Raw genomic sequence first — 20,376 nt, 5'->3', positions numbered from 1 at the left:
CGACCACCTAAGTCGCGATCAGGGGAATCCGCCTGGGCCTTGACACGACCGCCTCCGTGCGGGTGCAGGCATCCGGCGAGTCGCGGGTCAGCGGCAGGCGGCGGCGGTGGCGATCAGCTCGGCGGGCGGGTAGCCGTAGGCCTGGGTGCCGTTGCCTTCGGCGACATGGCCCATGCTGATCGCCCAGGCGGTCGCCCATTGTTCGTTGGCCGCGTCGTTCGCGGAGTCGAACATGTGGCTGCACTTGGCGGTGATCGAGTGCCCGACCTCGTGCGCGACGAGGGCTCTCGCATCGGCCGATGGCCAGTTCTCGGCGACGGAGTCGGAGAGCGTGATGGTCGAGAAGCCGCCGCGCATGGGGACCCAGGTCGCTGTGCCGGCCATACCCCGCGAACCGCCGATACCGAGCACCGTCGGCGCCCAGTCGAAGTCGAGACGAACCCCGCCCGAGATGGAGCGGGCGAAGGCCTCGATCTCGAGCCTCGTCGCCATCAGCGGGCCGGCCTTCTCGGCGAGCTCGTTCTGCGCCGATGTCTTCAGAGCCGCGACCGAGTAGGCGTAGTCCCGGAATGCGACCGCAGCGTGGGATCCGACCAGCGTCTGGTCGGCGGCACTCTCGGCGTCCTCGCGGAAGTCGAGCACGACGAAGTTCACCGCAGACACGTTCGCGGCCTCGAGCTGCGCCGCCGCCGCGGGAACCGATGCGTACACAGTGGCCGCCGCATCGACGACGTCGCGATCGGCCTGGTCGACGCCTTCTTCAGCAGTCCGCATGTCGGCGGCGAGCGCACTCAGCCCCGTCGTCGTCGCCTCGATACGCGGCATCGCGGCGAGCAGTTCCCACGTCCACATCGGCTTCGCCGGCAAGCCGGGGATCTCTTCGGCGAGATGAGCCTCTGCCCTGGCAACCGCGGCGCCGAGGGTGGCCGTCGCCTCTGCCAGCACGGTACGGGCGGCCGGATCGACCATGTCATCCGCCGCGTGATCGATGACCGCCCGCGACGCCTCAACCGTTCTCACGGCGTCGTCGGTAGCCGTGGCGAGCACGGCGATCTCGTCGCCAAGTCTCGCGGTGGCAGACCGCTGCTCCGCGAGCGCTGCGTCGAACGACCGGTTCGCGAGGAGGTGGATACCCGCGATGACGCCGACGGCGGCGACGATGACGAGCACGATCACCCAAGGCGCCGACAGCCTGCCCGTGCGTGGAGCGTGGGGTGCGGCATCCGTGATCGAGGGTCGATCCGAAACGACCCCAGCAGACGGCGGAAGCCCCACGTCAGGCCTGTCGGGGCGCAGGTCATCCACGATTGGACCCTAGCGCGGGATCGGGCTCGACTGCACATTGCGCAGCTGACCACACTTGTCACCTCTACCGACCGCGCGCGGGCCGAAGTGGCACCCGCGGCCGCGTGGCCACCCTCCCACCGGCCACACCTGTCACCTCTACCGACCGCGCGCGGGCCGAAGTGGCACCCGCGGCCGCGTGGCCCACCTCCCACCGGCCACAGCTGCCACCTCTACGGACCGCGCGGGCAGTGCAGACCGGATGACGCGTCCTACCGCCCGCGCGCTACGGCTCCACGGTGGGGCTGGGAGACGCCGATGGAGCCGGTTCAGGGGTCCTGGTCGGCGCTGTCGAGGGAGCGATCGTCGGGGCGGGGCCCTGATCGGCCGGATCGGGCTGTGGCACGGGCGTGCGGGAGTCGTCGGGCTCGGCCGGGCCGGCCGTTGTGGCGGCGGGCGAGGGCGTCAGGGTAGGCGTGGGTTCTATCGTCCCGGGCGTTCCGGCGCCGCCGGCACCCTGCAGGACTTCGAGAACCTCGGCCTTGTAGCGGTTGAGCGCGTCGGTCAGCTCCGCCAGCGGCCTGCCCGGGATCGACTGGGCGTAGGCGGCGATCTCCTCCCACACCCGTTGGAGCGCGGCCATCGTCTCCGCATCCGGCGGGCCGTCGAGGGTCACCGCGAGCTGACTGGCGAGCGCGAACGCGACGCACTCCACGCACTGATAGTTGACCGCGGCCGAGAGATTCTGCGGCACGACGACATCCGCTTGGCCGACGATCAGAACCACCTGGAAGCTCACCGCCACGGCTGCGCAGCCTCTGCAGCTCGCGAAGGCGTACGCCTCGTTCGTCGTGGCGACGGTGTTATCGTCGGCCCAGACGAGTGCGAAGGCCACGTCATACACGACCGAGCCGTCAGCCGTCGCGACGGCGAGCGCCTGCGTGTCGTCGTTCGCCGGGGCGTCCGGCTTCGGGAAGGGGAACACCCATGACGGCTCGCCGCCGCCACGGGGTACGAGCACGACGGCGAGCACGGGTTCGTCCGGCCCTGGCAGCGCGGCGTCACCGGCGACGACGGAGACGGCGGACCCCTGCTGTCCCTCGCGGAGCGAAGAGGCCTGCGGAGCCAACGGCGTAACGGCGCTGCCGAGGGTTCCGGACTCGTACGGCTGGATGGGCCGGTACCGGTGGGCGTCCGGCCACCACGCGAAGGCGACCGCTGCGAACAGTGCCACGAGCGCGGCGACCGCGAGGGTCCGGCGCACCGGGCGGTCAGCCGTGCGGACCCACGCGGAACGCCACAGCTGCCTGACCAGCCGGACGAGGAGGTAGATCATGCCCGCAGCGGGGATCGCGATCGCGAGGATGCCCAGGACGTGCCCGCCGGCCGCCACGAAGTCGCCTGCGGCTGCTCCCCGTCCGAGCATGGCGGTCTGATCCTGGATGCCGCGCCACGCGGTGCCGACCAGCCTCGGGAAGGCCAGCACCAGCGCGAGTGCCGTGAACAGCAGCAGCGGCACGACGAGCACCACCCACGTCGTGATGACGACTCGAGCCGCCGGTTTGAGGACCCGGGCTTCGGGGTCGTTCCAGCGCCAGGGAAGCAGGCTCCGCAGGGTCGGGCCGATGCGCTGGAACAGGTCCGGCACACCGGTCGCGTCGGCGAGGACGTGGTAACCGTCGAAGCGGACGATGGGGATGAGCTGGCGCACCATCATGACCAGCTGGGTCGCCACGATCAGCAGCATCGCGTCGAAGCCGGTGACCCACCCGATCCCGGCCATCACCACCGCGACGATGGCGTTGAAATAGAGTCCGCCCAGGTCGGTCCGCAGCCGACCCCACCGGCTCAGCCGGTACGAATCGGTGACGTCGGTGTAGAAGGCGGGCCAGATGAGGTACAAGCCCGCACCCATGACGCCGGGCGATGCGCCGGCCCGAGTCGCCGCGGCCGCGTGCCCGAACTCGTGGAATCCGGCCGACACCAGCGTCACGGCGAAGACGAGCAGGAGCAGGAGCGGATGCTCGAACGCCTGGTGCGTCGCCGCTGCCAGCCCTTCCACCATGAGAATCCACCAGCACACCACCGCGAAGGCGGCGAGCACCGGGATCACGACCATCGGGGAGAAGAGCACGCCGAAGGGGCGGGTCAACCGGCGCGTCGCCTCAGCGCTCGTCGCCGCGACCCGGAACCGCATCCGCAGCAGCGGGTCGGCCTTCTTCACCGCCGGCTGAGACCCGTCGGCCAGGCGGAGAAGACCGAGGGGCAGGAGATGTGCGTCGATCAGCTTCTCCACGTCGGCGACCGCGATCCTCCGACGCTCCGCAGCGCCGACCGCGTCCGCGATCTGCGACGTATCCCGCGTGCCGTCGATGCATTCCAGCACGCGGTACAGCAGCGGGGTGAGCTGCAGCACCTGGCCGTCCGCGCGCCGGACGAGGGCAGGCGGCTCGCGGTAGCCCGAGCCCTTCATCTCGCCGACGAGCTCGACTCCTTCGGCGCGCGCCGGCACGGGGCGTGCGGGAGCTGTGCGCGGCGCTGTGGGCGAGAGGGGTGCGAGAGGTCGGTCAGCCGAGTGCGGCGGCAGCATCGCTTACTGCTGCAGGTCGGACTGCTGGTCCGCGGTCGCGGTCGCCTCGCCCTCGATGTTCTGGCTGATGATCGCGTCCTGCTGGGCGATGGAGACCGCGTCGCTGTCGATGGAGCCGATGTTCGCGGCGACCGCGGCATCGATCGGCGCCGCCACATTGGCGTTCGCCGCGACGGCGCCGTTGATCGGGGCGGCCAGGTCGGCATCTGCGGCGAGATTCACATCGACGTTCAGCAGGTCGCCGTCGAGCGCCGAGCCGAGGTCGTCGGGAAGGGTGTCGCCGTCCACCGGAAGCGCGCCGCCGTCGACCGGAAGCGCGCCGCCGTCCACGGGCAGCGAGGCGTCGGCCGGCGACGCTGCGGCTTCGGTACCCGTCGAGGCGCCCTGGTCGATGCCGCTGTCCTGGGTCGAGGTGGCCGTCGCGTCACCGTCGATGCCCTGGTCGATGATCACACCCTGATCCGCCAGCGCCTGGGCGCTCGAGCCCGCGGAGAGGAGGTTCGCGCCGACCGCGGCGTCGATGGGTGCCGCCACGTTCGCATTCGCCGCCACCGCGAGGTCGATGGGGGCCGCGACGTCGAGCGCCAGATCCAGGTCCGCGTTGAGGTCGAGGATGGAAGCCACCTCCTTGTCGGGCAGCGCGGTCACCCCTTCGGCTTCCAGTTCCTCAGCGGACAGCGACTCGGGCTCATACTCCGTGCTCAACGTGTTCTCCTCCGTGCAGCGGTCGGTGGGCTGCGAGTGCGGACTCGCGTACTCGAAGATGCACGACATCCGCGGGTCGAAGAAAGGGGTTGCAGAGGCCGGCCCTCAGCCGCTAAATGGAGGGCGCGTCACTCGTCGAGCTCGTACGACCCGGAGAATTGCGCGGCGGGCACGATCCACCGCTCCCCGCCCGGGCCCTCGACGATCCAGTCCCCCGGCGCGGCAGAGGCGGGCCCCTCCAGCGTGTGGACGACTTCCGCGCCGTTCGCGGGGTGTGCCCGCACCGTTCCTGTCCGCCGCCAGCGGCCGTCTGCGGTCTCGGCGTAGGTCGCGGCGAACTCCTCCGGTCGCACGGACCAGGTGCGGTCGCCGTTGCTGACGCGCCAGTCGCCGGCGTTCGCCTGCATGACGCTTCCGGACTCGGTGGCCCAGCTCCACGGGGTCGACACCTGCTTCGCCGTCACCTCGCCTCGACGCCGATACCGTCGACCGCTCGTCCCCGCCGATCCACTCGCGGCACCACGCGCGTTCGCCACTCCCGCCGTGCTGGGTCGCGACGCGTACCCCAGCGCGCGCAGCAGCTCCAGCGAGTCGGCGACACCCTGCCGCGTCTTCGCTCGAGCCTCCTGCTGAAGCGCGGTCCACGGCACCAGCGACGGATGGATGCGGCGACCGTCGTCGCGGCGAGCACCTTGCCGCCATCCCGCCGCGGTGAGCGCAGCGCGCCATGACTCGTGCTCTCGTTCGGCCATGAACTCGAGCTGCTCCGCGGTCGGACTCGTCTCCGCAGGGTCGGCCCCGGGCGGCACCGGCCCCCACGATCGGCCTGCCGCGATCGCCGACGCCAGCGTCGTGCGCACGAGGCGGATGTTGCTCTCCTTGTAGAAGTCTCCCAATCCTTCGTCCCACGGCCGGCGGGCCGGGTTGTCGAGATCGATCCCATGGTCGGCGAGGAAGTTCGCGTGCACCACGCGTGCCAGCCGCTCCCAGCGGTCGATGAAGCGCCCCTCGCCGAAGCCGATCGCGAACGGATAGAGCCGTTCCATCACGGGTTCGCTCGGCATCGCGCCACCCTCGCTCACGCGCGCGTACACCGGCCATTGCGGGTGCGCCGCGGCAAGCGCGGCCGGCCGCGGCGCCACGGCACCCGCCGGCGGCGCTGTCATGATGGCCGGCGACCGGGCCCCCGCCAGCGCGACGGCGAAGCCTTCGCCCACGTCGTCGCATTCCTGCGCGGCGATGCCGGCCGCGGTGTTGCCGAACGCGCGCTGGTGGAGCTCGTGCTGCCGGTGCAGGGCGGCGGCGCCCGGCCCCACGATGACGACGCTCGGGGGCTCTGCCCCTCGCGGACCCCGGCACGCGTCGAGTTCCCGACCTCGTTGTGCCACCTCGGCGGCGATGGCGAGGATGAGATCGGGGTCGCCGTGCAGGGCGACCCGGTCGTGGCCGTCCTCACTCCAGCGCGTCACGAGTCTCTGCGCCGTGACCTCGTAGACGCTGATCGCGTCGAGGGCCCACCCGCGCCGATCGACCTGCTCCCGGCGCCAGTACTCGGCGACCCAGACATCATCGATCCGCACGACAGCGCGGACATCGCGGGTGGGAGCGGATGCCGCGGACCCCAGGTCGACCGCAAGTCGCTCGAAGCGGCTCAGATTGGTGCCGGCATCCGTCCCCAGCAGGTAGAGCGCCGCGAGCGCGACGCGTCCGCGCCGGAGTGCCAGTGTGCGCAGCGCCGCATCCGGTGGGTCCGACCACCGCAGGAGCACGATGCCCGGCTGGCGGTGAACGGGGGGAGGCGGATCGGTGGCGTCCGACCGCACGACGACGAGGGTGTCGCGCGCGACACGGGCGCGGATACGGGCCGAGGCGGGAAGAGTCACGTCGAGGGGGCCGTCGAGCACGATGCGGGACCGGGCGCGCCGCATCCGCAGCACGTCGAGCTGCGACCGGAACAGCACCGCCGCGGCGGCGACGAATCCCAGGCCGACGGTGGCGATGGCGACGAGTCGTGCCACGAGGAGCGCGAGCGGGGCCTGGACGGCGCAGCCCGCCACGTTCCCGAAAGGCTCGGGGGCGCTTCCGACGAAGACCGCGAACGCCGAGGAGAGCGGCGTCCAGAACGACACGCCGTCGCCTGAGCACGGCAGGTACGACGCGAAGCTCAGCGCGACCGCCACCGCGCCCAGTGCGACGAGGGCCAGCAACGGCCGTGCCGTCTGTGGTCGACGTCGGCCCACGAGGATGAAGACGGCCAGCAGCGCCGCCCACGCGACGGCGATCGTCACGACCGGCCACGATCGCGGATCCCAGAACGCGGCGAGTGGCCCGGGGAGCGGTCGCGTGGGACGCAGCGCCGCCACGGCGAGCAGCACCACGATCGCGGCGCACGCCGTCGCCGACACCGCGATTCCGATGCGGCGGGCTGCTCGCCACCGTCCCTCGCGGCTCACGCGTGCTCCGGTTCGCGCTCGGCCGGCGACGGCGCGTCGATGGACTCGGCCGCACCCGGCGAGGGCTCGAGGTCGCCTCGCTCGATCGCGGTGAGCAGCGATGCGGCGTACGACCAATCCCACCGCCGCCTGGCGCCGTATGCCGTCCAGCCGCGCGATCCGCTGTAGGTGATGATGTGGGTGGCCGACGGTGCCGGGCGCTCGAGGAGTGTGCGGAACGTCGCCCACCGGGTCGCGCTGGCGAGGAACGCGTCCCATCTGCGCTGGCGCTCCGCCCGGGGCCAGGGCGCGATCACCAGGACGATCGGGGGAGCGCCCTCACTGGTGGCGAGCTGCGTGATCTCCCAGTCCAGGCCCTCCCGCACCTGGCTCGGCGTGGCAGAGAGCACCACCGCGCGGGCACCTCCGATCCACGACCGCACGTGGTCGCGCCATTCCTCACCCTCGAACGAGATCTTGGCCGCCCCCAGATCCTGCATGGCCCGCTTCGTTCCGGAGATCGCGATGACCGGGCCCCACGCACTCAGCTGTTCGGCCAGCACCTCCTCGAATCGCGGGCGACCGAACGGCGAGAAGATCTCGAGAAAGCCCCGTCGGCCGAGCGACTCGTCTATGCGCAGCCCGTCTTCGTCGAAGGCGCGCAAGTAGAGGAAATGGGGGCGATCATCCCGCGCGAGGGTCTCGTGCAGAGAACTCCGGGCCAGCCGCCGCCCCACCCGATCGACGAGGTACGCGAGGAAGATGGGGATCGCGACCATCCCGAAGAAGAGCGCGACGATCCAGCCGCTCTGCTGCAGCTCGTGAAGCCCGAGCAAAGCGTAGGGCAGCAGCATCCCCGTCCCATCGGCCTGCGCGAGCGCCTGGGCGGTCTCGGCGCGGAACGCCGCATCGGACTGCTGACCGTAGTACCACATGAACAACACGGCGAGCAGGTACAGCACGGGCATCGAGATCGCGACGATCAATGCGACGCCACGGAGGAGCAGCCCGGCTGCTCCGCGCAGCGACGGGCGACCTCGACGACGAGGCGGTCGCACCAGCCGGTGCGGCCTCCAGATCAGATCCAGGATGCCGGCGATCGCGAAGAAGACGAGGAACGGGCCGAGGAACAGGGCGAACAGCTGGAGGACGAACTGCTGACTGAACAGCCCTGCCCAGACCACCGCCAACGATGCGATCGTCCCGAGCACGACGATGATCAGGCGGCGAACGGTACGTCCGGTGCGGGTTCGCCGCACGAGCCGGTCCACCGGGATGAAGGGGAGGGTCGCGTCCGTTTCCGACGCCGGAGGCAGTTCGCGCTGTCGCCGACGCGCAACGACGCGCCGCGGGATGAGGATCACCAGGTACGTGGCGATCGGCACGCCGAGCAGGATGACGAGCGCGGAGAGCGCCTTGTTCCAGTCGGTGAGAGGCTGGACGGTTGTCGGCATCGACCCTGCGATGGTCTGCAGATACGCGGCCGTGCGCGTGGCGCAACGGCTCTCGTCACCGTCGGCACAGGTCTGGTCGATCTGGAGATACCGCTGTCCTTGGATCCACCACCGGGCGATACGGGATTGGCTTCCCGCCTCGATTCGCGTGACTCCGTCCCAGCCGGATCCGTAGACGAACGAGAGCCCTTCGTTCTGCACGGTGCGCCAGTAGTCGGCCGCCAGCTCCTGCGCGCGCTCGAGCGTCGGGCAATCGACCCACCACAGCCCGACCACGTCGCCACTCGGGTTGACGAACTGGGTTCCTCGCCCCTCTCCGCATCGGGCATCCCCGCCGACGACTGTCGAGTCGGCGGGTTTGGAGTAGCGAAGAGTCCAGGGCCCGTCCTCATCCGAGGGAGAGAAGCCGCGCAGGGGATCCTTCGCATCCGGTTCGACGGGCGGAATCGGACTCGGCGCGCCGGGAGATATCGAGGCGACGGACCGGACGTCGCGCGCGCTCGCGTCCTGACACCCGAGATCCCCCTGCGGGCAAGTGCGTTTGACACCGATGGCGTACTCGCCTTGGGCCCACATCCGCAGGAGCGCCGTCTCGCCGTCGTCTCCCGTGAACCGCGCGGTGAGCTCCGAGTCGCCGTCGAGGGCAGCAGCGACATCCGGAGCAGGAAAGAGAGCGAAGTCGTCCGTCCACTCGGCGCGGACGCGGGCCGCGGCCGCATCCGGGGAGCCGCAGTTCATCCAGAACAGCTCGGCGGCGCCGCCCGCCGGAAGCGTCCAGTCCCGGAACGCCCCGCTGGTGCAGTCGCCCAGCTCCTCCTGGCCGAACTCCTGAACTGCGGAGAGCCCGGCCGAGGAGTCGCCGTCGACCGGGCGCCAGGCGACGAACGCGTCTTCGCGCGGGTCGGGGGCATCCGTGGCGTCGGCACCCGCCGCCTGCGCACCGGAGCCCAGCGCGGCGACCGCGATGATCGCCACGAGGAACTCCCGGATCCGTCGTCGCATCCTGCCCCCCAGCGGACTTGAGCGCGATGCTAGCAGCGACGCGACTCGGTGCCTACGGGCGGCGCGGAGGTCAGCCCGCCAGGGCCTCGGAGAGCTTCACACGGCCGCCCATGCGCAGCAGCGAGTTCTCGTAGATGCGAGCTGCGACCACGATCGCCGCGACGCACGTCGCGATGAGGATGGCGATGGACACCAGGGGCTCCCACCACTGCGCGTCGCCGAGGAAGATGCGCATCGGCATGCCGACGGGCGCCGAGAAGGGCACGTACGACATGATCGCCAGCACCACGGGATCGTCGTTGAAGAAGATGACCAGGAAGTACGGCGCCATGACGAGCATCGTCAGCGGCATCGTGGTCGAGCCGATGTCCTCCTGACGCGACACCATCGACGCGGCGGCCGCGAACAGCGACGCGAGCAGGATGAAGCCGAACAGGAAGAAGATCGCGAACCAGGCGATCGGCGCGCCGAGGCCCTGCAGCAGCGCCGTCTGATCGGTCACCGTGAGTCCGATGATCGCGATGGCCGCGAGGATGAGGATCTGCCCCATCGCGAGGATCGTGTTGCCGATCACCTTGCCGGCCAGCAGCGAGCGGACGGGGATCGCCGAGATCAGCAACTCGACCACACGCGTCTGCTTCTCCTCCACGACGCTCTGCGCGATCGTGCCGCCGAAGAGCGACGCGGCCAGCAGGAACACGATGCCGAAGCCCAGGGCGGCGATGTAGCCGAGCGCGGCGTTGCCGCCGTCGGGGCTCAGCAGCTCGACCGGCGGCACCTGCGCGAGCTGCAGCATCAGCTGGGTCGGCGCCGAGTCGTCGGCCACGATCGCGTACCCGAGCGGTGACGCCGCGTCGCCCACGACGGCGGCGTCGACCGATCCGTCCCTCACGAGCGCCTCGGCGGCTGCCCGGTCGGCGACGTCGGTGACCTCGAGCCCCTGCGCCTCCGCGACGTACTGCTGAGCGTCGGCGGTCACGGCCACCGGCGTTCCGCTGGTGTCGGCGGCCTGGAACCCGGCCCAGATCACGAGCGCGAGCGCTCCGACGAACAGGATCGCCGTGGAGATGACGAACGCCTTGCTGCGCAGCTTCGAGCCGATCTCGCGCTCGGCCACGAGCCAGATGGCCTGGCCCGTGCCGAGTGCGGACGCGCTGCGGGTGCCGGTGGTGCTCACTGGATGACCTCCCTGAAGATCTGTGCGAGAGACGGATGCTGCGGCGCGAAGCTCGCGACATCCCCCTGTGCGACGGCCTTGCGCAGCACCCGCTGCGCGGTCTCGTCGCTGTCGGCGTCGAACACGGCGTATCCGCCGTCGAAGTCGAGGACCTCCACACCGGGCTCGCTGCGGAGCCAGCCCGCGTCCCCCGCCGAGACGAGCTCGAAGCGGCGCGTCGAGTGCTGCGACCGCAGCGCGTCGCGCGCGCCGGCGGCGCGGATCGTGCCCCCGGCGATGATGACCAGGTCGTCGCACAGCCGCTCGACGACGTCGAGCTGGTGCGACGAGAAGAGCACGGCCGCGCCGGCCGCGGCGCGCTGCTGGAGCACACCGGCGACGACGTCGACCGCCAGCGGGTCGAGGCCCGAGAACGGCTCGTCGAGAATGAGCACCTCCGGGTCGTGCACCAGCGCCGCCGCGATCTGCGCGCGCTGCTGGTTGCCGAGCGAGAGCGTCTCGACGTTGTCGCCGAGGCGCTCGCCGAGTCCGAGCTGCTCGAGCAGCGCGCGGGCGCGGGTGGAAGCATCCGCCTTCGTGAAGCCGTGCAGCCGCGCGAGGTAGGTGATGTGCTCGTGCACCTTCATCTTCGGATACAGCCCGCGCTCCTCGGGCATGTACCCGAAGCGCCGGCGGTCGGATGCCGTCACCTCCGCGCCGTCGAGCGTGACGGTGCCGGCGTCGCCGGCCAGAACGCCCAGCACGATCCGCATCGTCGTGGTCTTGCCGGCGCCGTTTCCGCCGACGAAGCCCGTCAGCCGGCCCGGTCGCACGTCGAACGACACGTCGTCGAGCACGCGACGCCCGCCATAGCTCTTTCCGATGCCTCGGAGCTGCAGCATCCGTTCTCTCCTCTCGTTCCCACCTCACCCCGGTGGTTGAGCTGTCGACACCGACGCTACGGCCCGGGGCGGTCCGCGTCCTCCCCCCGGGGGTGGATTCCGGATGCTCCGCCCCGCGGGGGAGCGCGAAACAAAACGTCATCTTCCATGCGTCGGAATAGATCTCGTCGCCAGGTGCTTGCACGGAGGTGGAACGTCCACGGTGGTCCCCGCCGGGGACCCCTCTGCTTTTCAAGGAGCACACCAATGTCTGATCGGACCATCGGCTACATCGTCGGCAGCATCTCGTCCACCTCGATCAACCGCCGTCTCGCAAAGGCGCTCGAGCGTCTCGCGCCCGAGGGGACGACCCTCGTCGAGATCCCGATCAAGGACCTCCCGTTCTACGCGCCGGACTTCGACGCCGACTACCCGCAGGTCGCCCGCGACTTCAAGCAGGCCATCGACGACGTCGACGGCGTCATCATCGTCACGCCCGAGTACAGCCGCTCGATCCCGGGCGTGCTGAAGAACGCACTCGACTGGGCCGCGCGCCCGTGGGGCCAGGGCTCGTTCAACGGCAAGCCCACCGCCGTCATCGGCACCTCCGGCGGCGGCATCGCCACGGCTGCCGCCCAGCAGCACCTCAAGGCGATCCTCAGCCACTACAACGCGCCGACGCTCGGCCAGCCCGAGGGCTACGTGCAGTCCACCCCGGGCCTCTTCACCGAGACCGGCGAGGTCACGAACGAGCAGACCGCCGAGTTCCTCGTCGGCTACCTCGAGGCCTTCGGCGCCCTCGTCGACCGCTACGCGCACATTCCCGTCGCGGCCTGATCGCCCTCGATGGATGCCCCGGCCCGGCGCCCCCTCGCGGGCGCGGGGGCGGGGCATCCGTCGTTCGAACCCTCGCCCGCGCCACAGGGTCGGAGATCACCCCCCGTTCGGCCGGAGTGTGGGGATGCCTCCGATCATGCGTCGATCTCCGATTCGGTGGACACCGCCCGCGGCCGCTAAACCAGCTCGCGGCCACTAAGCCAGCCCGCGGCGGTGGGCGTAGACGACCGCGGCGACGCGATCGCGGGCGCCGAGCTTCTGCAGCACGTTCGACACGTGGGTCTTCACCGTGGCCTCGCCGATGTAGAGCCGCTGCGCGATCTCGGCGTTGCTCATCGCCTGCGCCACGAGCCGCAGCACCTCGGTCTCGCGCTCGGTGAGGTCCACCGGCGGCGTCCTTTCCACGGCCGCGGGCGCGCGTCTGCGAAACTCCACGGAGCCGGCGCCGCGGGCTGGTGATCCGAGCCGTTCCGCGCCGGTGTCGACGAGATCCGTGGAGTTCTGCGACGGCCCGGCGGCGAAGCGGGCGATCACGCGCCGCGTGACCTCTGGCGCGAGCAGCGCATCGCCCGCCGCAGCCACGCGCACCGCGGCCACGAGCTCCTCGGGGCCGGCGTTCTTGAGGAGGAACCCGCTCGCGCCGGCCGCGAGCGCGTCGAACAGGTACTCGTCGCGGTCGAAGGTGGTCACGACCACCACCGCCGCCCCGATCGCCGGGTCCGCGACGATGCGCCGCGTCGCCTCGCGGCCGTCCATGTCGGGCATCTGCACGTCCATGCAGATCACGTCGGGCCGCAGATGGGATGCGGCGGCCACCGCCTCGACCCCGGTCGCGGCCTCACCCACCACCGTGATGCCGCCCGCCGCCTCGAGGATCATGCGGAAACCTGCCCGCATGACGGCGTGGTCGTCGACCAGCAGCACCCGGATCACGCGGCGCCTCCTGCCGCCGCCGGCACCGCGATCGGCACCCGCAGGCGCACGAGGAATCCGCCCCGGCCGCGGGGTCCGGCCTCGAGCTCGCCGCCGGAGGCCGCCGCGCGCTCGCGCATGCCGACGAGGCCGAGCCCGGGTCGCATCGGCGCGGCCACGACCCGGCCGGTATTGGCGACCTCCAGCTCGACGGCGTCGTCGGTGTAGCGCAGGCGCACGTCGGCCGCAGCATCCGGTCCGCCATGCCGGCGCGCGTTCGTGAGCGCCTCCTGCGCGACGCGGTACGCGTTCACCTGAACCAGTTCAGGAAGCTCGACGGCGTCGCCGACGATCGTGAGCGTCGTGGGCAGGCCGTTGTCGTTGGCGTGGGCCACGAGGTCGGCGATGCCCGAGAGGCGCACCGTCGACCCGCCCTCGGCCTCGCCGCCCGAGGTGCGGAGCGTCTCGAGCAGCTGCCGCAGCTCGGTCAGCGCCGAGCGAGCGGATGCCTCGACCCCGAGGAGTGCGGTGCGCGCAGCCTCCGGATCCCGGTTCAGCACGGCGCGGGCGGCGCCCGCCTGCACGCCCATCGCCGACACGTGGTGCGCGACCACGTCGTGGAGCTCCCGCGCGATGCGCACGCGGTCGAGGGCGACGGCCTGCGCGGCCGTCACCTCGCGCTCGCGTTCGAGTTCCGCGGTGCGCTCCTCGAGCGCCGCGCGCGACATCGCCGCCGCGTACGCCCGGTCGCCCATGTAGTACGCGCCGCCGAAGAACGCGGCGTTCACGAGGAACTGGATGAGCATGAATGCCGCGAAGGGCGAGAACAGGCCCGCCTGCGACGGGCTGTCGTCGCTGGGATCGATGGCGGCCTGCAGCGTCGTGACGAGGAGCCACACGAACATCCCGACGATCACGGCGACGCGCACCCACATCGCCCTGCGGCGGTCGTCGACCCACGCGCCGACCGTGTACATCGCGATGAAGAGCGCGATGTTCGCGACGTACAGCTCGGGGATGCGCGCCGAGACCCCGACGAAGAAGACCAGCGCGACGACGACGACCACGGCCTCGGGAAAGCGCCGGCGCAACGCGAGGGGCGCGGTCAGGCCGAAGCTGTAGAGGAGCGACCACTGCATCCCGAGGGTGGCGTCCGTGCCGTAGGCGCCCGCGACGGAGCCGAGGGCGGCGCTCAGCACGGCCGCGAGGAAGAGGGCGGCCGCAAGCCAGAGGTCGCTGCGCAGCTCGCGCCCGGTCGGCCGCGGGCGCCGGTCGGCGTGCGCGACAGGGGTGTCCGACATCCCTCCACGCTAGAGCGCGGGCGGGTCTGCGACATCCCCCGCCAGACGGAGAGCGGATGCCTCCACCCGAGGTCAAAGGCCCATTCACTTGCTATTGACAAGCAAGCTTGCTTTTTGCAACCATTGCTCAACGGGCCCGCCGACCGGGGGCCGGATCCAGAGGAGCAGGGCAATGACGCACATCTTCGTGAACATCGCGACGGACGACCTCGAGCGTGCCAAGGCGTACTACACCGCGCTCGGCTGCGAGCTCAATCCGCTCTTCACCGACGACAACGCCGCGTGCGTCGTCTGGGACGAGAACGTCTTCTTCATGGTGCTCACCAAGGAGTACTTCTCGACCTTCAACGAGAAGGAGTACGCCGACCCGCGCACCCACGCGCAGGTACTGCTGTCGATCAGCCGCGAGTCGCGCGAGGCCGTCGACCGCACGATCGAGGCCGGCGTCGCCGCGGGCGGCGAGGCGCCCGGCGAGCCGCAGGACTACGGCTTCATGTACGCGCGCGACCTCATCGACCCCGACGGCAACGGCATCCAGTTCATGTGGATGGACCCCGAGGCGGCCGCCAAGGGACCCGAGGCCTACATGGCGGAGCAGGCGCAGGTCTGAGTGGCATCCCGCAGCTACGGGCAGTACTGCGGGGTCACGACAGCCGTCGAGCTGATCGGCGAGCGGTGGGCGCTGCTCATCGTGCGCGATCTGCTCGTCGGCCCCCGCCGCTACACCGACCTCAAGCAGGGGCTGCCCAGAATCCCCACCAACATCCTCTCCACGAGGCTCAAAGAGCTGCAGGACGGCGGGGTCGTGCGCCGCGTGCCGCTGCTGCACTGCGGGCTCGTGTACGAGCTGACGCCGTACGGCCGCGAGCTGGAGCCCATCGTGCTCGCGCTCGGACGGTGGGGCTTCGCGCAGATGGGCGAGCCGGGCGAGGGCGACATCGTGACGGCGGACTCCCTCACGATGGCGCTGCGGACGGCGTTCCGGGCGGATGCTGCCGCCTCACTGCCGCCCGCGGACTACGAGGTGCACGTCGCCGACGTCGTGCTGCGCGTGCAGGTCGACGGGTCCGGGCTGCGGATCTCTCAGCTCCAGCCCGCCGGACGCCCGATCGACCCGAAGCTCGGGACCCAGGCCTCGACCACGGGCGAGCCCGAGCTGACGTTCGCGGCGGGTCCCGGCATCCGTCGTGTCATCTCGGGCGAGCTCAGCCCCGCGGAAGCGATCGACCAGGAGGTGGTCGCCGTCGTCGCGGGGGACTCGACACTGCTCGAGAGGTTCGCGCAGACTTTCTGCATCTCCGCATCCGGGTCCGAGCTCGCCGCGTGAGCCGGGTCTCCCTCTGAAAGGACGACGATGACCGGTCGTATCCACATCGATCTGTTCACCACGCTCGACGGCGTCGCGCAGGCCCCCGGCGGCCCTGAGGAGGACCCATCGGGCGGCTTCCCGTACGGCGGGTGGCAGGCGCCGTTCGCCGACGAAGTCATCGGCGGCACGATCATGGAGGGCATCTTCGAGCTCGACGCGCTCCTGCTCGGCAGGAGGACCTACGACATCTTCGCCGCCTACTGGCCGGGCCAGACGGGGCCCGACAAGGCCATCGCGGATGTGTTCAACCGCGTGCCGAAGTACGTCGCGTCGCGCGGGACGCCCAACCTCGACTGGGAACGCTCGTCGCAGCTCGACATGGACCTGTCTCTCGCGATCGAGAAGCTGCGCAAGAAGCACGAGAACGTGCACGTCATCGGCAGCGTGAACTTCGCGCAGACGCTGCTGAAGGAGCAGCTGTTCGACGTGCTGACGCTATGGGTCTATCCGGTGGTGCTGGGGCAGGGCAAGAAAGTGTTCCCCGAGGGCGCCGCGCCCGCGAACTTCGAGCTGCTGCAGCCGCCCGTCACGGGCCCGACCGGCGCGGTGCTGCTGCGCTACGGCCCGAAGCCCGGCGAGGTGGAGACCGGCGACATGGGGGCGGGCTGACTTCGGTGCCGCGGGCTGGGGCATCCATCCTCGACTGACGGGATGTGCCTCGGCGGGATCAGGAGATCTGGCGGCAACAGGACGCTTCAGCCCGGATCGTCCTGTGTGCGTCAAATCTCCTGATCTGCGGTCAGCGCAGGGGGCGCCATCCTGTGGACGTCGCCCGCCGACGAAAGCCTGCACCGAGTGCGCGCGATTCCTAGGCGGTCCGGAGGATGCGTTCCGTCACGCGCGCCTGGCGCGGGCTGGGGCATCCATCCTCAAATGAGGGGATGTGCCGGGCTGCGGAGCCCGACGCGCCCCGTGGTCCTCATCTCGGCCCTCGTCCTCAAATGAGGGGATGTGCCGGGCTGCGGAGCCCGACGCGCCCCGTGGTCCTCATCTCGGCCCTCGTCCTCAACTGAGGAGCGAGCGAGCGTGAGACTGAAGGAGCGAACGAGCGCGAGGAGCGAGCGAGCGCGGCACTGGGAGTGCGCAGGCAGACCCGCGCCGCGTCAAAAGATCATCGGGCGGTCGTCGTCATCAGGGCCCTCGAGGTCGAGGTCGACGACGACGGGCACGTGGTCGCTGGGCAGTTCGCCCTTGCGCTCGTCGCGGTGGATCACAGCTCCCGTGACCGCATCGGCGATCGCGTGCGAGCCGAGGATGAAGTCGATGCGCATGCCCTCGTTGCGGGGGAACTTCAGGCGCTTGTAGTCCCAATAGGTGTACCCGGTGGGGATGAGCGGACGCACGACGTCCTGGGCTCCGGCGGCCTCGAGCGCCGCGAATGCCTCGCGCTCGGGCGGCGACACGTGGGTCGAGAAGCCGGGAACCACCGCAGGGTCGCCGTTGTCGGCATCCGTCGGCGCGATATTGAAGTCGCCGACCAGCGCGAGCGGCAGGTCGGGGTTCGCGGCGAGGGACTCGGACGTGTACTGCGCGAGCGCCGACAGCCAGTCGAGCTTGTAGAAATAGTGCGGGTCGCCGAGCGAGCGGCCGTTCGGCACGTACAGGCTCCACACCTCGACACCGCCCACCGTCGCGCCGATGGCGCGGGCCTCCTGCGGAGCATCCGGCCCGTTGTGGCCCTTCTCGAAGCCGGGCATGCCGGGGAACGCCGTGCGCACGTCGGTGACGGGCTCGCGGCTCGCGATGGCGACACCGTTCCACTGCGAGAACCCGTGCGCCTCGACGTGGAAGCCCGCCTCGTGGAACGGGTCGAACGGAAACTGATCGGCCTTGCACTTGATCTCCTGCATCGCGAGCACGTCGATGTGCTCGCGCACCGCGAAGTCGACGATGCGGTCGACCCTCGCGCGGATCGAGTTGACGTTCCAGGTGGCCAGGCGCATGGCTTCCAGCCTAGGCGGGGCCGCAGACGTCAGCAGGACCGGCACGGATGCTGCCCCCTGGCGTATCAGCCGTCCGCGGAGCATTCTCCTTTCTGTCAGCGGCCGCGTCCGCGGCCGGGGAAGCGAGAACCACCATGGAACACGACTGCGGCTGCGCCCACGCGGCCTCCGCCACACACGACTCCGCGGCTCTGGAATTCGATGCCGACGGCGAGGTCGTCCTCCCCGGGTCCGTCATCCGTCCCGAGGTGCTCACCCGCGCGTGCCCGATCGGCACGCTCGACGGGTCCTGGCTGCTCGAGCTCGAGCGGCGGACCGTGTTCGGTCCCGAAGTGCGCGGCGCCATGCGCATCGAGGTGGGCACGTCGTCGCTGCGGATCTCGGGCGACATGTACTCGCGGCGGGTCTTCCCGCCGGTGACGATCCCCGAGTTCGAGGTGCAGCGCCCATTCCCGATCCCCGGGCCGGACCCGGCGCCGTTCGGAGGCGACGTCGACGCCGATGCCGTCGACTCCGCCGAGCGCAGTGCCGGCGCCGACGACGGCCCCGTCCTGTCGGAGTTCCCCGCCTTCAGCCTGCGCTGGTACCCGGCGTTCCCGGCGTCGCAGTACACCTGGTACTTCCGCTCGAACGGCTCGACCTACGTCGACGGCACGCTCACGGTCCAGATCGTGCGGCACCTGTGGAACCGCACGACCCAGGAGTTCGTCTCCACCGACACCGGCACGCTGGTGCTCCGGTGCCGCCGGCCGCTCGTCGTGACGACGGCGTCCAGCATCCTCAATCCGGCGCAGAAGATGACCGGCACGCTGTCGATCGGGGGCACCGTCACGAACGTCACCGCCACCAAGACGTCGCCGATGTACCGCGGCTGCCGGATCGAGGTCGATGCGATGGTCAACCGGGTGTTCCCGGCATCCGCCACCATCGGCTCCGGTGCGACGGCGACGGTGCGCTCGGTCTATGCGACGGCAGGGTGGGACGTCACCGTCGTCACCGACGAGATCAGCGTGCCGAACGACGCCGACCTCACCAACGCCGAGCTCGCGACGCTGATGTCGGGCCATCGCCAGACGGTCAGCGGCGACGCCTGGCGGCTGTGGCTCTTCGTCGGCTCGTCGCAGGGCGACCTCTTCGGCATCATGTTCGACGACGACACCGTTCCGCGAGAGGGTGCCGCCGGCTTCGCGGATGCCACGCTCGGCGGCGGCTCGACCATCGCGGCGGCGGCGCGCAACCGTCCCCTCGACGAGGTGCCGGCGGCGTTCCTGCGCACGCTCGTGCACGAGGCCGGCCACGCGTTCAACCTGTGGCATCCGAAGCACGATGTGCACAATCCGGGCATCGGCATCGAGATCATGAACCAGACCGGCGACGTCATCGGGTTCGCGACCACGACGAACCCGTACCCCGGCAACGCGGGCTTCGTGTTCTCGAGCCACGACCGCACGTCGCTCATCCACTCGCCCGATCCGCAGGTGCGGCCCGGGTGGAAGAACTTCGGATGGGGTCACGGCAACCTGTCGGCCGGGCTGCCGGCGCCGGTGGATGCCGCCGGACTGGGCGGCGACACGGGCGACGAGGGGCTGGAGCTCACCGTCGCGATGCCGGCGCAGGCGTTCGTCGGCGAGTACGTCACCGCCGAGGTGACGCTGACGAACGTGTCGGACCAGCCGCGCACGGTCACCACGCTGATCAACCTCTCGGAGGGCGACCTCGTCTTCCTGCACACGCCGCCCGACCGTTCGCTCGAGCACCTCCTCGACGTCGCGATCGGCTGCGGCCCGCGGCCGACGACGGTGCTGCAGCCGGGGGAGTCGATCCGCAACCACGTCCAGGTCTTCTTCACCAACCAGGGCCTGACCTTCACCGAGCCCGGGCGTCATACCGTCGCCGCGCAGCTGGAGGTCGACCCGGTCACGACCGTCCGGTCGGCGCCCGTCACGATCGACGTGCGGGGTCCGGCATCCGATGCCGAGGTCGACATCAGCGCCAAGACGCTGACGCCGGGCGTCGGGCGTGCGATCGCCCTCGGTGATTTCGCGACGGATGCCGCAGCCCGTGCGGTGCTGACAGACCTGGCCGAGCAGCACAGCGACACCGACACCGGCGCAGCCGGAGCCCTGGTGCTCGCGAACTCGCTGGCCCGCTCGTTCACCGACGTGCGCGCCCGCGACGTGCGCGATGCGGCACCCGACGAGGCGGCGCACTTCCTCGAGCTCGCCATGACGGGTCGCTCGGCCGAGCGGGTCGCGGCGCTCGCCGTCACCGTCGCGAGCCCGACGGAGAAGGACGCGCCGGTCGTCGCCGACGTCGTGCAGGCGCTGAAGTCGCGCGGCAAGACCGGCGCGCGTTCGGCGGCGGGCAAGGCCGGTGCGCGTTCGGCGGCGGGCAAGGACGTCGCCGCGGCGGAACGCATCGCGGAGGACTTCGTCCGCCCGCAGCCGCGGTGACCGGGGCGCGACGGCCCCTGAGGCAGGCGGCCGAGAATCGGTTCGGGGACACCGGAC

The 20,376-nt window shown here is 70.9% G+C and carries 15 protein-coding genes; 5 read left to right on the top strand and 10 right to left on the bottom strand.

The features are described 5' to 3' along the window. Nucleotides 1-87: 87 nt before the first annotated feature. The 7 genes from ACN9MP_RS18140 to ACN9MP_RS18110 all read right to left on the bottom strand — a co-directional run bounded on the left by ACN9MP_RS18140 (nt 88) and on the right by ACN9MP_RS18110 (nt 11,525). The gene (locus ACN9MP_RS18140; protein ID WP_426322516.1) at nt 88-1,305 is read right to left on the bottom strand and encodes a hypothetical protein; all 1,218 of its coding nucleotides are present in this window, start codon (nt 1,303-1,305) and stop codon (nt 88-90) included. A 265-nt stretch (nt 1,306-1,570) separates the two neighbouring features. Beyond that, nucleotides 1,571-3,796: a hypothetical protein gene (locus ACN9MP_RS18135; protein ID WP_426322515.1), complete on the bottom strand. Its 2,226-nt coding sequence runs from the start codon at nt 3,794-3,796 to the stop codon at nt 1,571-1,573. A gap of 81 nt (nt 3,797-3,877) precedes the next feature. Next, nucleotides 3,878-4,579 (bottom strand): peptidoglycan-binding protein, encoded by a 702-nt coding sequence (locus tag ACN9MP_RS18130; protein ID WP_426322513.1) that lies wholly within the window; start codon nt 4,577-4,579, stop codon nt 3,878-3,880. 128 nt (nt 4,580-4,707) lie between these two features. Continuing rightward, entirely contained in the window at nt 4,708-7,032 is a 2,325-nt protein-coding gene (locus ACN9MP_RS18125) for a RyR domain-containing protein (RefSeq protein WP_426322512.1), read from the bottom strand. Then, the gene (locus ACN9MP_RS18120; RefSeq protein ID WP_426322510.1) at nt 7,029-9,467 is read right to left on the bottom strand and encodes a hypothetical protein; all 2,439 of its coding nucleotides are present in this window, start codon (nt 9,465-9,467) and stop codon (nt 7,029-7,031) included. Before ACN9MP_RS18120 ends, ACN9MP_RS18125 begins: the two co-directional genes overlap by 4 nt. 70 nt (nt 9,468-9,537) lie before the next feature. After that, a complete protein-coding gene (locus ACN9MP_RS18115) occupies nt 9,538-10,644 on the bottom strand; it encodes an ABC transporter permease (protein WP_426322509.1) in 1,107 nt (368 codons plus the stop codon). Beyond that, on the bottom strand, nt 10,641-11,525 hold the full coding sequence (locus tag ACN9MP_RS18110) for an ABC transporter ATP-binding protein (RefSeq protein ID WP_426322507.1): 885 nt from the start codon (nt 11,523-11,525) through the stop codon (nt 10,641-10,643). The genes ACN9MP_RS18115 and ACN9MP_RS18110 overlap by 4 nt, the downstream gene beginning before the upstream one ends. A 246-nt stretch (nt 11,526-11,771) precedes the next feature. On the opposite strand from ACN9MP_RS18110, the gene ACN9MP_RS18105 reads away from it, so the two are divergent. After that, nucleotides 11,772-12,341: an NADPH-dependent FMN reductase gene (locus ACN9MP_RS18105; protein WP_426322505.1), complete on the top strand. Its 570-nt coding sequence runs from the start codon at nt 11,772-11,774 to the stop codon at nt 12,339-12,341. A gap of 195 nt (nt 12,342-12,536) precedes the next feature. On the opposite strand, the gene ACN9MP_RS18100 is transcribed toward ACN9MP_RS18105, so the two are convergent. Beyond that, nucleotides 12,537-13,238, bottom strand: a complete 702-nt coding sequence (locus tag ACN9MP_RS18100; RefSeq protein WP_426326120.1) for a response regulator — start codon at nt 13,236-13,238, stop codon at nt 12,537-12,539. A 32-nt stretch (nt 13,239-13,270) separates the two neighbouring features. Beyond that, the gene (locus ACN9MP_RS18095) at nt 13,271-14,554 is read right to left on the bottom strand and encodes a sensor histidine kinase (protein ID WP_426322503.1); all 1,284 of its coding nucleotides are present in this window, start codon (nt 14,552-14,554) and stop codon (nt 13,271-13,273) included. A gap of 172 nt (nt 14,555-14,726) precedes the next feature. Between ACN9MP_RS18095 and ACN9MP_RS18090 the strand changes: the two genes are divergently transcribed. The 3 genes from ACN9MP_RS18090 to ACN9MP_RS18080 are packed head-to-tail and all read left to right on the top strand — an operon-like array spanning nt 14,727 to nt 16,532. After that, complete coding sequence (locus tag ACN9MP_RS18090; protein ID WP_426322501.1) at nt 14,727-15,164, top strand: VOC family protein; 438 nt, start codon at nt 14,727-14,729, stop codon at nt 15,162-15,164. Beyond that, complete coding sequence (locus ACN9MP_RS18085; protein WP_426322499.1) at nt 15,165-15,881, top strand: winged helix-turn-helix transcriptional regulator; 717 nt, start codon at nt 15,165-15,167, stop codon at nt 15,879-15,881. A gap of 27 nt (nt 15,882-15,908) precedes the next feature. Then, nucleotides 15,909-16,532, top strand: coding sequence for a dihydrofolate reductase family protein (locus tag ACN9MP_RS18080; RefSeq protein ID WP_426322498.1), 624 nt, complete (start codon nt 15,909-15,911; stop codon nt 16,530-16,532). Between the two features lie 494 nt (nt 16,533-17,026). On the opposite strand, the gene ACN9MP_RS18075 is transcribed toward ACN9MP_RS18080, so the two are convergent. Then, entirely contained in the window at nt 17,027-17,866 is an 840-nt protein-coding gene (locus tag ACN9MP_RS18075; protein ID WP_426322496.1) for an exodeoxyribonuclease III, read from the bottom strand. A gap of 134 nt (nt 17,867-18,000) precedes the next feature. On the opposite strand from ACN9MP_RS18075, the gene ACN9MP_RS18070 reads away from it, so the two are divergent. Beyond that, the gene (locus ACN9MP_RS18070; protein ID WP_426322494.1) at nt 18,001-20,319 is read left to right on the top strand and encodes a hypothetical protein; all 2,319 of its coding nucleotides are present in this window, start codon (nt 18,001-18,003) and stop codon (nt 20,317-20,319) included. Nucleotides 20,320-20,376 lie beyond the last annotated feature (57 nt).

The sequence above is a fragment of the Microbacterium sp. E-13 genome (assembly GCF_049912955.1).
Lineage (GTDB): Bacteria > Actinomycetota > Actinomycetes > Actinomycetales > Microbacteriaceae > Microbacterium.
This window is presented reverse-complemented; position numbering and strand designations above follow the sequence as displayed.

Coding starts and splice junctions, on each gene's coding strand:
- ACN9MP_RS18120 (WP_426322510.1), bottom strand. CDS start 9,467: ATGCGACGACGGATCCGGGAGTTCCTCGTGGCGATCATCGCGGTCGCC.
- ACN9MP_RS18110 (WP_426322507.1), bottom strand. CDS start 11,525: ATGCTGCAGCTCCGAGGCATCGGAAAGAGCTATGGCGGGCGTCGCGTG.
- ACN9MP_RS18105 (WP_426322505.1), top strand. CDS start 11,772: ATGTCTGATCGGACCATCGGCTACATCGTCGGCAGCATCTCGTCCACC.
- ACN9MP_RS18100 (WP_426326120.1), bottom strand. CDS start 13,238: ATGCGGGCAGGTTTCCGCATGATCCTCGAGGCGGCGGGCGGCATCACG.
- ACN9MP_RS18095 (WP_426322503.1), bottom strand. CDS start 14,554: ATGTCGGACACCCCTGTCGCGCACGCCGACCGGCGCCCGCGGCCGACC.
- ACN9MP_RS18090 (WP_426322501.1), top strand. CDS start 14,727: ATGACGCACATCTTCGTGAACATCGCGACGGACGACCTCGAGCGTGCC.
- ACN9MP_RS18080 (WP_426322498.1), top strand. CDS start 15,909: ATGACCGGTCGTATCCACATCGATCTGTTCACCACGCTCGACGGCGTC.
- ACN9MP_RS18075 (WP_426322496.1), bottom strand. CDS start 17,866: ATGCGCCTGGCCACCTGGAACGTCAACTCGATCCGCGCGAGGGTCGAC.
- ACN9MP_RS18070 (WP_426322494.1), top strand. CDS start 18,001: ATGGAACACGACTGCGGCTGCGCCCACGCGGCCTCCGCCACACACGAC.